Raw genomic sequence first — 12,663 nt, 5'->3', positions numbered from 1 at the left:
TCGGTCTTACGGTGGGGTCGCTAGAGCGCGCCTGCGGACGCGGGCGCGTCGGCGAAGCCGGACGCCGCCGCGCGCAGCCACGCGCGGGCCTGCGCCGCGGCGAAGGCGAGGGCCGCCGCCGCGGCCGCCCACCAGGCGAGCGCCGCCGCGGGGCCGAAGGCCGCCGGGCAGACGGTGCGCGCGAGGACGCAGGCGGCGCACACCCCGGCCGCGGCGGCGGCGGCGGCGACCGTCGCGTCCGGGCTCGCCGCGCGGCGGGCTGCGAGGAGCCCTGCCCCGAGGGCCGCGAGGTAGGGCGCGAGCCCCTGGGCGAGCACGGCCCAGGGCGCGCCCCCCGCCGGGCCGGAGAGGGCGGCGAGGAGGGCGATCGCGAGGGCGTCCGCGCAGCAGAGCACGAGCCCCCGGGCCCAGGCCGCGGCCTGGGCGTTCACGGGGCACGCGGCCTCGAGCTCGGCCATGCCGCAGGAGCGCGAGCGCGTGACGCCCGCGAGCGAGGCGAGCGCGAGCGCCGCCCCGAGGGCCGCCGCGACCGTCCCGACGCCGACCCCGGAGAGGGCGCACGGCACGGCGAGAAGGGCGAGCGCCGCGTGCAGCGCCCACGCCCCCGCACCGACGCGGCGGGCCTGTCCGGCGACGACCTCCGCGGCGCGCGGCCGGGCGGGCCGGGCCATCTCGGCCGCGACCGCCTCCACGAGCGCGCGGGGCGCGGCGGCGTCGGTGCCGGGCGCCGCCCGGTAGTGGTCCCGCAGCGCGTCCTCGAGGGCGCGTCTCTCTCGCATCCTCATCTCAGACCTCCCTGCCCTTATCGGCTTGAACGTCCAAATCCGCCCGCAGCGCGTCGAGCGCCGACGACAGGGCGCGCGCCGCGGCGAACCTGCTCATGCCCAGCGCGGCGCCCACCTCGCCGACCGTGAGGCCCTCCCCGTACCTGAGCTCGAGCGCCTCGCGCTGGGCGCGGGGCAGCCGGGCGAGCGCGGAGGCCAGGTCGCGGCGGTCGTCCGCCTCGCCCGGGTCGCCCCCGCCGGGGAGCACCTCCGGGAGATCGGCCCACGAGGAGGCGCGGTCGCGCGCCATGTCGGCGCAGACGTTGCGGGCTATTGTGACGAGGTAGGCGCGGGCGCGGCCCCGATCCCGGTAGCGCGAGCGGGCGCGGACGAAGCGCAGGAACGTCTCCTGGGCGGCGTCCTCGGCGAGCCCCGCCGGCGCGTGCCTGCGGCAGTACCGCAGCACGTCCGCGTAGTGCTCGCCGACGAGGCGCTCCGCCTCGTCCGTCCGCCCGTTCCTCTCGCCCACGGCGTCACCTCCCTCTATCCCTATTAACGCAGCGGCGGCCCCGGATGAGCGGTCGGATTGAAAAAACTTTCGCCATCAGTCGTTATTGCTTCGTTAGAAACGCGCCCCACCATGGATGGCGAACCCGAAAGGCGAGGCGCGCGGGCACGGCGACTCGGACCGCGCGCCCGGAAGAGAAGGGACGAACCCATGGGCTACATGCTCGAGACGCGCGGGCTCACCAAGCGCTTCGGCCGCGGCGACCAGGCGCAGGAGGCCGTGGCGGACGTGAACCTCCACATCCGCGAGGGCGAGGTGTACGGCCTGCTCGGACCCAACGGCGCCGGCAAGTCGACCACGCTCAAGATGATCTGCGGGATGCTGCGGCCGACCGCCGGCGAGATCCTCTTCGCCGGGCAAGCCTGGCGCCGGGAGGACCTCTACGCCATCGGCAGCCTCATCGAGGAGGCGCCGCTCTACCCCAACCTCACCGCGCGCGAGAACCTGCGCGTGCGCACCACGCTGCTGGGACTGCCCGAGTCCCGCATCGACGAGATGCTCGCGGCCGTGGACCTCGCGGACACCGGGCGCAAGCGCGCCGGGCGCTTCTCGATGGGCATGAAGCAGCGCCTGGGACTCGCGCTGGCGCTGCTCGCCCGGCCGCGCCTGCTCGTGCTCGACGAGCCCACCAACGGCCTCGACCCCATCGGCATCGAGGAGCTGCGCGACCAGATACGCGGCTTCGCGGCGGCGGGCACGACGGTGCTCGTCTCGAGCCACATCCTGTCCGAGGTGCAGCAGATGGCGGACACGGTCGGCATCATCTACCGGGGGCGCCTCGCCTACGAGGACGCCCTGCGCCCAGGCGAGGACCTCGAGGAGCTCTTCATGGGCGTCTGCCGGGAGGGGCGGCGCGCACGCGGGGAGGTGGCAGCATGACGGGCGAGAAGACCGGCCTGATCGCGGGCCTGCGCGCCGAGGCGCTGAAGTCGCGCCACGCGGCGCCGGTTCGCCTGGCCGTGCTCATGGCGCTGCCGATGCCTCTGCTCGGCGCGATGCCCTACCGGGGCGCGCAGTCCTTCAGCGCGTGGAACTACTGGTACGCGCTCTTCCTGCCCGTGGCGCTCTCGCTCGTGGTCGCCTGCGTGGCGCAGGCCGACGCGCGCACGCGGATGCGGGGCGTGCTGGGCCTGGGCTTCCCTCTCGGGCGCGCCTGGTGGGCCAAGGCGCTCTGGTGCCTCGCGCTCTGCGCGCTCTCGAACCTCGTGGTCTTCGGCATCTACCTCGCGGGGTCGGCGTTCTCCTCGCAGGGCCTCACGGCCGCAGGCACGCTCACGATGCTCCTCTGCGCGCTCGTGAACACGGTGACCGCGGCGTGGATGGTCCCCGCGGGGCTCTTCCTCACGGCGCGGCTCGGCATGCTCGCGGGGATCTTCTGTCCGCTCGCCGTGCAGCTCGTGGGCGGGTTCGCCTGGTCGCTGGTGCCGCTGCCGCAGCTCTTCCCGCCATCGGCGAGCATGGTCATCCCCACGAGCTTCATCCCCGTGCTGCCGAGCGGCGAGCCGCTCGCGGCGGACATGGCGCTCGGCGGGGCGCTCGCGGCGGACGGCATGCTCACGCTGGCGGGCCTTGCGGTCTGCGCGCTCGCGTTCGTCGCGCTCACGGCGGTGGGCGCGTCCTGGTTCGCGCGCTCCGAGGAGAGGTGATGGCCATGGCACGACTCTCCGGCCCGGCGCCGCGCATGACGCTCCCGCGGGCCCTGCGCTCCGAGGCCCTGCGCCTCGGGCACTCCCCGCTCGTGGCGGTGCACCTCGTCTGCGGCCTGGCCGCCGGCCTTGCCTGCGGCGAGTACTTCTCCGTCGCCCGATGGGACCCGGCGCTGGGCGCGGACGCCTACGCCCAGTTCCTCGGCGCCCTCATGCCGCTCATGTCCGCCATCGTCTGCGGGCTCGCCGTGGACGAGGAGCGCTCCGCCGGGCGCCTCGCCAACCTCACGGCGGTCCCCTCGCGCGGGCGCGCCGTCGCGGCGAAGCTGCTCGTCCTTGCGGCGCTCGGCGCGGGCGCGCTCGCCGTGGCGCTCGGCGTGTTCGGGGCCGCGCTCGCCGCCGCCGGGCGCCTGCCGCTCGGGCCCGCCCCGCTCGCGGCCGCCTGGGCGGGCGTCGCGCTGGGCAGCCTGCCCCTCTACGCGCTTGGGCTCGGCGTGGCCCTGCGCCTCGGCCGCAACGCCGCCATCGGCGTCGGCGCGGCGGGGACGCTCCTCGCGTTCTTCTCGGTGGGAGGGCTCGCGCACGGCCTCATGACCGGCGAGCTCACCGGCGCCCTGGCGACGCCTCTGAGCTGGGTGCCGCTCGCCTGGCCCGCGCGCCTGGGGTCACTCGGGGTGGAGGCCTTCATCGACGTCGCGCGCGCGACGGGCCCGCTCCTCGAGACCGCGCTCGCCGGCCTCGTGCTCGCCCTGGCGGCCGCCGCCGTCCTTCTCGCCTGGTTCCGCCGCTTCGAGGACGGGAGGGCAGATGCGTAGGAAGCCGCTCGTCGCCGCCATGCTCGCCCTTCTTGCCGTGGCGCTCGTCCTGGGCGGGAACGCCCTGCTCGACGCCGGCTGGGGTCCCGCCCTGCGCTCGGTCGCCGACCGCGTGCTGCCCAACCCGGAGGTCGCCATGTGGGCGCCCGCGCCCGATCCCGGCAGCCACGCGAGCTCCTACGCCGACGCCACCGGGACGGGGGCGAACTACGTCTACCTGGTGGAGGCGGCGGACGCCGAGGGCAACGTCCGCGAGCTCCAGCTCATCTTCTTCGGGCGGGAGTCGGACGGCGAGGGCTGGCTCGAGATCGAGGCGCGCGGCGGCTCGGGCGTGCGCTACCGCGCGTGCGACGCGGACGAGGCGCCCGCGGCCGCGCGCGGGGCGCTGGGCCGCTGAGCGGCGCGCTGGTACAATTCCGACTGGAACATCGGGAGGTCGAACATGGCGAGGATACTGGCGGTGGACGACGAGCGCGCGATCCTCGACGCGCTCGCGCGCGTGCTCGGCCGCGACGGCCACGAGGTCGTCAGGGTCGCGGACCCGACGGCGGTCCCGGGGACGGACCTCTCGCGCTTCGACCTCGTGCTCTGCGACGTCATGATGCCGGGGCTCGACGGCTTCGAGCTCGTGCGGAGGATCCGCCCGGACTTCGACGGGCCCATCATCTTCCTGACCGCGCGCGTGGCCGAGGAGGACGCCGTGGCCGGCTACGGCCTGGGCGCCGACGACTACGTCCGCAAGCCCTTCGGGGCCGCGGAGCTGCGCGCCAAGGTCGCGGCCCACCTGCGCCGGGAGCGCAGGCCGCGCTCGCACGCCCTCTCCTTCGGGGAGGTGCGGCTCGACCTCGGGGCGCGCGAGCTCGCCGTGGGCGGCGAGGCCGTGCCGCTCACGCCCACCGAGTACGCCATCTGCGAGCACCTCGCCCGCCACCCCGGGCAGGTCATGAGCCGCGCGCAGATCCGCGAGGCGGTGCTCGGCTGGGACAGCGACGCTGACGACGCGGCCATATCCATGCAGGTCAGCCGCGCCCGGAGGAAGCTCTCCGAGGCCGGAGCCGACCCGATCGCGACCGTCTGGGGGATGGGGTACAAGTGGCAGCCCTGAGGACCGGAGCGCGGGGGCGCGGGGGCATGCCGCTCTCCTTCGTCATAGCGCGCTACTTCGCCTACGCGTTCGCGGCGGTCGCCGCGGCGTGGCTCGCCTCGTTCATGGCGCTCTCCGCGACGATCAACATGGGATGGGTCTACGAGGCAAGCTGGGGGCCGGCCAACGCGCGCGGGGTCGCGGCCCTGCTGGCCGCAGGGGAAGGCCTCGGGCCGGAGGACATACCCACGGCCTACCGCTACGCCGTCGTGGACGAGAGCGGGGAGGTGAGCGAGACGGACCTCGGGGGCGCACGGCTGGACCACGCCCGGCAGGAGGCGGGTGCGGTCCTCGACGCCGCGCCCGGCACCGTCGAGATCACAGGCGGGGGCTCCGGCCTCACCTACGCCGCGTTCCCGCTCGAGGGCGGCGGGGCCTGCGCGCTCGTCAGCGAGTACCTGCCGCAGTGGGTCTCGCGCGACCTCGCCGGCCTGCTCCCCAACCCGCAGAACCTCATGCTCGCCGGCGCCGCGGCGGGAAGCGCGCTCGCGCTCGCGCTCGTGGCGCGCCGCGCGAGCCGAGTGATCTCGCGCAAGATGGCGCCGCTCACGGAGGCGGCGGGGCGCGTCGGCGCGGGAGAGCTCGGCTTCGCGGTCGGCAGCACCAACGTGCGCGAGGTGAACGACGTCCTCGCCGCGATGGACGCCATGCGGGCCTCCCTCGCCGAGTCGCTCGAGGCCCGCTGGGCCGCGGAGCGCGAGCAGCGCGAGCAGGTGGCGTCGCTCGCCCACGACCTCAAGACGCCGCTCACCGTGCTGCGCGCCAACGCCGACTTCGTGGCGGAGGAGCTGGGGGACGAGGGGGACGCCGACCTCGCGGCCGCCGCGCGCGACATCTCGGACGGCGCCGAGAGGCTCGACGGCTACGTGCGCCTGCTCATCGAGGCCTCTCGCGGGTCCGGCGGGGCGGAGAGGGCTCCCGTGCGGCCGGCCGAGCTCTGCGAGCAGGTCGTCGCCGAGGCCGCGCAGGTCGCCCGGGCGCGCGGCGTGGCGCTCGACGCGGCCACGGGCCCCGCCGTCGCGGGCGCGCCCGAGGCCCCGCTCGACCGAGCCGCCCTGGCGCGGGCCGCCGCGAACCTCGTGGCCAACGCCGCCGAGCACGCCCGCTCGCGCGTGGCGGTCTCCTGCGACGTCGCGGGCGGGAGCTTCGTCATCGAGGTCACCGACGACGGGCCGGGCTTCTCTCCCGCAGCCCTCGAGCGCGGCTGCGAGCGCCTCTTCACGGACGACTCCTCCCGCTCCTCGCGCGACGGGGGCCGCCACTACGGGCTCGGCCTCCACGCCGCCTCCGAGGCCGCGCGCACCCACGGGGGCTCTGTCTCGCTCGCCAACAGCCCCTCGGGCGGCGCGGTGGCCACCATCGCGGTCCCCTTGAGCGGGACCTGACGGCTCGGGCTCCCTTGTGTGCAACGGCGACGCAGGCGGTCGAGCTGCGAAGAGCACTCGCCCTCGGCAAGCGAGGACTCGTCAGTGACCCCGGTGCTTCCTCTTCGACTTCTCCCGTCTCTGCTCGAAGCGCTGGCGCCTCTCCTCTTCTTTGTGCTCCTTATCGCGGGCGGCGGACTCCTGCGCCAGGGCCTCGCGCTGCTCGGCGAGCGCGACCTGGGCCTTCGTTGAGGGTCCGCGCTTCTTCAGCTCGCGGGCGGCCTGGCGTGCACGGCGCTTCGGGTTTCTCGCCATCGCCCGCTCCTCGCAGGCGACAGCGGGGCCGAGGGGTAGCCTCACCCACTCCCTGAGCACGAAGTCGAGGACCTCCTCGTTCGAGGGCTCGGCGCCGAACACGACGCGGCACGCGCTGAGGCGGCCGTCCTCGACACGCTCCACGATCCCCACCCAGAACTGGCCGTCGAAGCGCACGACGAGGGTGGAGGACACGGCTGTCTTCCGCATGGCTGGTACCTCCTTTATGTAGAAAGCCACGCGGAGAAGGGACAACCAAGGAGGCAGGTTACTGACGGGCGGCGCCCGCACCCCGACTACCCGACGGGGTCGTGTTTTCATCTCCGATGCGCCGATTATACCGTGCGGTGGACCATCTGTGAGGGCCGTCTTTTGCCCCTCGCCCGGGAAGGCACCAGGCGGGGCGCTCCTCCGCGCAGGGGCTCCCCGCGGAAAGTCTCATGAGCCCGCCGAACGCGACGCCATCGCTACAGCTTCTGGTTCAGCTCGAAACGCTCGAAGAAACCGATCCATGAGCCGTCGGCGCCACGGACGCCCCGCATGTAGATGCGCTGGTTGCGCGCCGGCACGCCCACAAGCACTTCCTTGCCGTTGCGCTTGATGCCCTCCCAAACCTGCCTGATGCGCTCGGCAAACGCCTGGCCATGGCATGCAAGCAGGGGCTTTCCACGTTCGGCCGCAAAGCCCTGCTCCACCGAGAACATGAGATGGAGGACGGTCGCGATGCTGCCCTCCATCGTCTAGATGGCCTACATTGTCATGATGCCGCGCTGCTGTATCGTGGCGCGCTGCTGCGCGCTCGGTATTGTGGTGTGCTGTTGCGCACGTGGCGTGGCGTGTTGCGGACGGCGCGCCCCGCGGCGGCAATCGGTTTGGTCGCACCGCCGGGGCTACGCGGTTGTAACGCAGACAAAACTACGCGCCAGCTCGCAAAAGGCAAGCTAGCGCGCAGCTCCGTTTACGTTACGGCTGACTACCGTCCCGCCCGATACCTCTAACCGGTGATGATGCGCAGGTTTACCACCAAGATGATAATATGCAGCAGCAGAATCGCAGCAGGCAGAATGCTCTCCCGCACCAGCTCGCGCTTAGCAGAGCCCTGCAGATCAAACCCGCTCTGCACCACTACGAAAGCTAGCAACAGCGCCGCCGCGTAGCTCTGCACCATAAACTGGGAGAGAGCGAGCAGCCCGCAGGGAACGGCCAGGAAGGCTCCTTCATCATCGTTGTCGAGCAGTCGGAACAGCACCATGGCCGAGAGAACCTTGCCGCAGGTCGCAAGCAGATCGGCGCTTACCACGGGATTGGTTTCGAGTACCGTGAACAGATCAGCGCCGGACGTTGCCGTCATCGCTTGAACGGAGATTGCGAAGAACACAACGGAGGCGGCGAGCAACACGATGGCGGCAAGCATTAGGTTGCGCGGTTTGGCGATGGCACCGAGGCGAAGACTCATGGTCGGTCCTTTCGGCGATAGCTCGATAGGCATGTAGGTAAAGGTGCGGTGAGAAGATCCGACGTGTCGGGCGCACGCCCTGCGGAACCGCGCCCGATACGTTCGTTACGTGTGACTACAGGAGATTCTCAAAGCGCTCGCGCACAATGGAGACATCCATACCCACGATGACCTGGATAGCGTTGCCGTTAACAACCAAACCATAGGCGCCGGCAGCCTTGAAATCGTCAGCCGGGCAAACTTTAGAGCCGTCCTTAACGGTCACGCGCAGGCGGGTCGCGCAGTTAGTAACGTCGACGATGTTCTCGGCACCGCCAAGCATCATGAGAAACTCGACTGCTTTGAGGCCGTTCTCGTCGCCGCCGGCGGCGGCGTCAGCAACACCACCGGCTCCGCCTGCGCCCTCAGCAGCGAGCGCGGCCTGGCGCTCACGATACTCGGCCTTGCTGTACAGACGGATCTCAGCGTCCTCGCGACCAGGCGTCTTGAGGTTGAGCTTGGTGATAAGGAAGTAGAAGACCACGAACCAAATGCCGGTAAACACGAGACCGATGACGATCTGCTTGATCCACATAGTGCTCTGCGTGCTCCACAGCGGAATCCAGTTCATGAGAGCGAACTCGATGAGGTTGCCGGCAGAGCCGTTGACCACGCCAAAAAGGCACTCGACTGCGGCAAGAGCACCGGCCAGGATGCTATGCACCACAAAGAGCAGCGGTGCCACAAACAGGAAGGTGAACTCGATGGGCTCGGTGATGCCCGCAATAACGGCGGTCAGCGTGACGGGAAGCATGAGCGCGAGCACCTGCGGGCGCTTCTCTTTGGGCGCGGTGAAGTAGAACGCGGCGGCGATACCCGGCGAACCGAAGACCTTAGCATAGCCGAGCGTAAGGAAGCGGCCCTCGGGGAAGATATCGGCGAGGTTGCCCTGGTACTGCGAGAACTCGATCACGTGCGTGGACCAGTAGGCCTTGAGGCCACCGGCGACCACAGCGTCACCATAGTTGAACGGCATGTAGATGAAGTGGTGCAGGCCCACGGGGATGAGCAGGCGCGAAAGCGTGGTGTAGCAGAACACGCCCACGACACCGCTGCTCATAAAGAAGGTCTGCATGTTCTCGAACCCAATCTGGATCTGCGGCCAGATGATGGCGAAGGCGAGTGCGAGCGGGATCATCGCAAAGAAGCCGAGCACGTAGATGAACGCAGCGCCCTTAAACACGCCGAGCCACTCGGGGAGCTTGAACTCGTAGTAGCGATTGTGCAGCCACACAACGATGGCACCCACGATTAGCGAGCCGGCAATACCGGTGTCAAGTGTCTTGATGCTCGCGATCAACGTGATACCCGTGTCGTCAGTCGTCATGTTGGCAAAATCGATACCAAAGTTGACGCCCCAGTTAGTGAGGATGGCCGACAAGAAGTAATTGAAGGTCAGGTAAACGGCAATGGCCTCAAAGACGCAGCGACCAACTTGCTTCTTGGCAAGGCCGATGGGCAGGGCCATGGCGAAGAGCAGCGGCATCTGGCGGAAAACCATTTGCGCGCCCTCGTAGATCATGTACCAGATTTGGCTCCACATCGTACCGTCGGCAGCGAGCCCGCCCATAATGGACGCATTGCGGAAGATCGCGCACAGGCCCACGATCATGCCCGGGAAGGTGAACAGCACGACCGGCGTGTACATGGCACCGCCAAAGCGCTGGAACTTCTCGATTAATGTTCCTTTCAAAACACACCCCTCTTAGTAAACATCGGATAGTTGCTCAAGGGCGCACAGGCGAGCGCGCGCCCAAGTGGCACGCGCTATGTTACGCGCGAAAATCGGCACCCCAGTAGTCCTTGTTGGCATCGATGAGGTCGTCGAGCACGGCTCGCGCACGATCGGCGTCCGAGATAGTGCGGTTGAGCGTGAGGGCCTGCAGCAGCTTGCCCTTGTCCTTCTCGAGCAGGCCGTCAACCGCTAGGCGCTCATAAGCATGCTGGCTCTCTATCATGCCCTTGTAGAACGTGCCTATGGGCTCCATCGAAAGCGGCTCGGGACCGTTGATGCCAACACGGCAGGCAACCTCGACCATTGCTTCTGGGTCAAGATTGGGGATTGTCCCGTTGTTCTTCACGATGACGAGAAAGATCTCGTTCTCGTTGTTGAGAATGCTTGTCGCCAGCTCAAAAATATACGATGCGTGGACCGAGGTGGTGTTGTCGAGGTCGTACTTGGTGCCGCGGATGGCGTTAGCCGCAATGATCTCGTTGAGCTTCTTGTGCACGCGGGGGTACTTGCCCTCCATGATCTCATCGTAGCGCGTGTGGTTGGGATCGGAGTGCTCGACCACACGGTTGGGATAGAGATAGTACTTGAGATATGTGTTGGGCAGATACTCGGGGAAGTCGCGCAGCATATCGGCCATGGTGTTGTAGGTCTCGATCCACGACGGGTCGAGCGTGTGCTCCTCGTCGCCCAAACCGAAGGTATAGCCGTCGAGCAGGCATTTCTTGATGCGTGGTGCAAGGTCCTCGCCAGTCTTTTTGTCGTAGACATGCGTGAACCAGCCATAGTGGTTGAGACCGAAATAGCGCGGTTCAAAATCGTGGCGCGAGCAGCCGAGCATCTCGGCATAGCGCTCCATGATGGCGATAGGCATGTCGCAGATGTTCAGGATTTTGTAGTCACCGGGGAAGATGCGGCGCGTTGCCTCAGCGACAATGGCAGCCGGATTGGAGTAGTTGATAATCCATGCCTCGGGCGAGAGCTCGCGGATCTTCTTGATAATCTCGACAATCTCAGGAATAGAGCGCAGACCGTACGCAAAGCCGCCCGCACCGCAGGTCTCCTGGCCCACAAGACCGTGCTTGAGCGGAATCTTCTCGTCTTTCTCACGCATCTCCATGTTGCCAGAGCGGATTTGCATGAGGGCGAAGTCGATGTCTGCAAAGGCGACATCAGGATCGTCGGTCCAGATGAACTCGTCCATCTCGGGGTAGTACTCGCGGAACAGGATCTGGCCGTACTGGGCCATGATCTCCTGGCGCTTCTGATCGATGTCATAGAGGACGAAGCGCCCGATGGGGAATTTCTCTTTATAGCGCACAAGGGTCGCCATCATTTCGGGATTGCGGATGGACCCGCCGCCCACGAGCACGACATTGTACTTCTTCATGATTGTCTCCCGCCGTAGAAACCAATGGAAAAGCTAGCTTTGGCTGTGATTGTATGGGGAGATCCATCGTTTGCGCACGTCAGAGGACATTTAGGGCGAGCGGGCAAAAGCTGGTAGACATCACAGCGGATGTGAATGCTCACGGGACACGTAGGTGGGCCGCGCGGCATGGGAAGCGATTCCGAGCACGCGTCCGAGGCGGTGCGATACCGTGTGGACGCGGGCTTGCAGGGGACCTACGCGCAAGCAAGTCCTGTGGGTACCGCGAAAGACGCGTTTGCGTGGGGGCCTACGCTCACACTCAGTCCTGCGCCCGCGGCGTCTGCTGCGCCTGCAGGTACTCGGCAAACTTGACGCCGATGAGCTCGACCACAAAGAAGACGGCGGCGTTTGAATGAAAGGGCACCGCCGCGCCAATCTCAATCTGGTGGGGGTGCACAAAGAGCGCGTGCTGAGCGTGGTTGGCGAGGTAATTGTTGCTGGTAAGCGTGAGAGATGCGATGGTCACGCCGCGTGCGGCAATTTGAGCGATGGAACGGCGGAGGTACTCGGATTCCCCGCGTTGCGACACGATGAACACAAGGTCGTCGGGCTGCATGAGCGGGATGGTCTTGGCGAGCTCGCTCTCACCGGCGATGTTGTCGACTAGGCAGCCGAGCCCCAGCAGGTTGCGCTTGAACTCACGACACGCGGACTTCTGTAGGTTGCCCGTGCCAAACGAAAAGATGCGTCGCGCATGAGCAAGGTCGTGACAGAAATCAGTGCAGTCGAGGTTGCGAAAAGAGCGGATGGTGCTGATACTGGCCTCACAGGCTTCGTCAACCATGTCGAGCGACGGACGCTGCTGGGCATCGCGCTCCCATTTGAGCAGCGTTTTGAGCTCGGTGAAGCCGTGAAGGTCGAGCTTTTGGGCGAAGCGCATGACCGTCGAGCGCGAGACCGAGCAGGCGTGCGCAAGCTCCTCGATACCCATGTCGCAGACCGCATCGCGATGCGCGACCACGTAACGCAAGCAGAGCATGTCGTTTTCGCCGAGCGAGTCAAAATGCGTGCTGACGAGGTCTTCGAAGCGGTGCTGCATAGTTGCTCCTTCGGCTGGAAGTCGATGCCCTTCATAATAACGGTTTGCATGCTAGAGCGGTCGTGGTCTGAGGATCGGCGGAGCTGGCGTACGGGGTCAAAGGGCTGCGGCGATTGCCCAGCCGCAAACCGCCACGGCTGTCCGCCCATGCCGCTGTGACAGCATGCGATGGCGTTGCGCTCTCGGACGGCATACGGCATAAGTCAATGGCCTCCATGGGATAACTCGACCATTTGGACATGCTGCTTCGTAAACCGTTGACGTTATGATTGATGACGCACCTGGAACCGGAAAACAGCGCTCCTAAAACCCATGAGGGGGCACGTGAAGAAAAGCTCGGCACCATATG

At 68.0% G+C, this 12,663-nt stretch carries 14 protein-coding genes; 6 read left to right on the top strand and 8 right to left on the bottom strand.

Translation table 11 applies throughout. The features are described from left to right. Positions 1–20 precede the first annotated feature (20 nt). Entirely contained in the window at positions 21–785 is a 765-nt protein-coding gene (locus B5G20_RS08050) for a hypothetical protein (RefSeq protein ID WP_087356395.1), read from the bottom strand. Position 786: 1 nt separating this feature from the next. Beyond that, entirely contained in the window at positions 787–1,293 is a 507-nt protein-coding gene (locus B5G20_RS08045; protein WP_087356394.1) for a sigma-70 family RNA polymerase sigma factor, read from the bottom strand. A gap of 189 nt (positions 1,294–1,482) precedes the next feature. Between B5G20_RS08045 and B5G20_RS08040 the strand changes: the two genes are divergently transcribed. The 6 genes from B5G20_RS08040 to B5G20_RS08015 are packed head-to-tail and all read left to right on the top strand — an operon-like array spanning position 1,483 to position 6,322. Next, positions 1,483–2,211 carry a lantibiotic protection ABC transporter ATP-binding protein gene (locus tag B5G20_RS08040; RefSeq protein ID WP_087356393.1) on the top strand — a complete coding sequence of 243 codons (729 nt, stop codon included), beginning with the start codon at positions 1,483–1,485 and terminating at the stop codon, positions 2,209–2,211. Beyond that, entirely contained in the window at positions 2,208–2,978 is a 771-nt protein-coding gene (locus tag B5G20_RS08035; RefSeq protein ID WP_087356392.1) for a hypothetical protein, read from the top strand. The genes B5G20_RS08040 and B5G20_RS08035 overlap by 4 nt, the downstream gene beginning before the upstream one ends. 5 nt (positions 2,979–2,983) lie before the next feature. Beyond that, positions 2,984–3,793 carry a lantibiotic ABC transporter permease gene (locus B5G20_RS08030; RefSeq protein WP_239286931.1) on the top strand — a complete coding sequence of 270 codons (810 nt, stop codon included), beginning with the start codon at positions 2,984–2,986 and terminating at the stop codon, positions 3,791–3,793. Further along, positions 3,786–4,190 carry a hypothetical protein gene (locus tag B5G20_RS08025; RefSeq protein ID WP_087356390.1) on the top strand — a complete coding sequence of 135 codons (405 nt, stop codon included), beginning with the start codon at positions 3,786–3,788 and terminating at the stop codon, positions 4,188–4,190. Before B5G20_RS08030 ends, B5G20_RS08025 begins: the two co-directional genes overlap by 8 nt. A 45-nt stretch (positions 4,191–4,235) precedes the next feature. Next, complete coding sequence (locus B5G20_RS08020) at positions 4,236–4,898, top strand: response regulator transcription factor (RefSeq protein WP_087356389.1); 663 nt, start codon at positions 4,236–4,238, stop codon at positions 4,896–4,898. A gap of 26 nt (positions 4,899–4,924) precedes the next feature. Further along, a complete protein-coding gene (locus tag B5G20_RS08015; protein ID WP_087356388.1) occupies positions 4,925–6,322 on the top strand; it encodes a HAMP domain-containing sensor histidine kinase in 1,398 nt (465 codons plus the stop codon). 81 nt (positions 6,323–6,403) lie between these two features. Here B5G20_RS08015 and B5G20_RS08010 read toward each other — a convergent pair whose 3' ends face one another. From B5G20_RS08010 to B5G20_RS07985, 6 genes are all read right to left on the bottom strand, one after another. Next, complete coding sequence (locus tag B5G20_RS08010; protein WP_087356387.1) at positions 6,404–6,826, bottom strand: YjdF family protein; 423 nt, start codon at positions 6,824–6,826, stop codon at positions 6,404–6,406. Positions 6,827–7,083: 257 nt separating this feature from the next. Further along, positions 7,084–7,353, bottom strand: a complete 270-nt coding sequence (locus tag B5G20_RS08005; protein WP_087356386.1) for a hypothetical protein — start codon at positions 7,351–7,353, stop codon at positions 7,084–7,086. 257 nt (positions 7,354–7,610) lie between these two features. Further along, entirely contained in the window at positions 7,611–8,072 is a 462-nt protein-coding gene (locus tag B5G20_RS08000) for a hypothetical protein (RefSeq protein WP_087356385.1), read from the bottom strand. Between the two features lie 115 nt (positions 8,073–8,187). Then, on the bottom strand, positions 8,188–9,804 hold the full coding sequence (locus tag B5G20_RS07995; protein WP_239286930.1) for an alpha-glucoside-specific PTS transporter subunit IIBC: 1,617 nt from the start codon (positions 9,802–9,804) through the stop codon (positions 8,188–8,190). A 79-nt stretch (positions 9,805–9,883) separates the two neighbouring features. Beyond that, positions 9,884–11,233 (bottom strand): 6-phospho-alpha-glucosidase, encoded by a 1,350-nt coding sequence (locus tag B5G20_RS07990; RefSeq protein ID WP_087356384.1) that lies wholly within the window; start codon positions 11,231–11,233, stop codon positions 9,884–9,886. 301 nt (positions 11,234–11,534) lie between these two features. Next, positions 11,535–12,314: a MurR/RpiR family transcriptional regulator gene (locus B5G20_RS07985; protein ID WP_087356383.1), complete on the bottom strand. Its 780-nt coding sequence runs from the start codon at positions 12,312–12,314 to the stop codon at positions 11,535–11,537. Positions 12,315–12,663: the final 349 nt, after the last annotated feature.

It is taken from the genome of Collinsella sp. An7, assembly GCF_002159335.1.
In the GTDB taxonomy this organism is placed as follows: domain Bacteria; phylum Actinomycetota; class Coriobacteriia; order Coriobacteriales; family Coriobacteriaceae; genus Coprousia.
Note: the sequence above shows the minus strand (reverse complement) of the source record. Positions and strands in the feature narration are given on the sequence as shown.

What these genes read in the sequence shown, in the direction of transcription:
- B5G20_RS08030 (WP_239286931.1), top strand. Translation starts at nt 2,984, where the DNA reads ATGGCACGACTCTCCGGCCCGGCGCCGCGCATGACGCTCCCGCGGGCC.
- B5G20_RS08025 (WP_087356390.1), top strand. Translation starts at nt 3,786, where the DNA reads ATGCGTAGGAAGCCGCTCGTCGCCGCCATGCTCGCCCTTCTTGCCGTG.
- B5G20_RS08050 (WP_087356395.1), bottom strand. Translation starts at nt 785, where the DNA reads ATGAGGATGCGAGAGAGACGCGCCCTCGAGGACGCGCTGCGGGACCAC.
- B5G20_RS08040 (WP_087356393.1), top strand. Translation starts at nt 1,483, where the DNA reads ATGGGCTACATGCTCGAGACGCGCGGGCTCACCAAGCGCTTCGGCCGC.
- B5G20_RS08015 (WP_087356388.1), top strand. Translation starts at nt 4,925, where the DNA reads ATGCCGCTCTCCTTCGTCATAGCGCGCTACTTCGCCTACGCGTTCGCG.
- B5G20_RS07990 (WP_087356384.1), bottom strand. Translation starts at nt 11,233, where the DNA reads ATGAAGAAGTACAATGTCGTGCTCGTGGGCGGCGGGTCCATCCGCAAT.
- B5G20_RS08000 (WP_087356385.1), bottom strand. Translation starts at nt 8,072, where the DNA reads ATGAGTCTTCGCCTCGGTGCCATCGCCAAACCGCGCAACCTAATGCTT.
- B5G20_RS08010 (WP_087356387.1), bottom strand. Translation starts at nt 6,826, where the DNA reads ATGCGGAAGACAGCCGTGTCCTCCACCCTCGTCGTGCGCTTCGACGGC.
- B5G20_RS08035 (WP_087356392.1), top strand. Translation starts at nt 2,208, where the DNA reads ATGACGGGCGAGAAGACCGGCCTGATCGCGGGCCTGCGCGCCGAGGCG.
- B5G20_RS08005 (WP_087356386.1), bottom strand. Translation starts at nt 7,353, where the DNA reads ATGGAGGGCAGCATCGCGACCGTCCTCCATCTCATGTTCTCGGTGGAG.
- B5G20_RS08020 (WP_087356389.1), top strand. Translation starts at nt 4,236, where the DNA reads ATGGCGAGGATACTGGCGGTGGACGACGAGCGCGCGATCCTCGACGCG.
- B5G20_RS07985 (WP_087356383.1), bottom strand. Translation starts at nt 12,314, where the DNA reads ATGCAGCACCGCTTCGAAGACCTCGTCAGCACGCATTTTGACTCGCTC.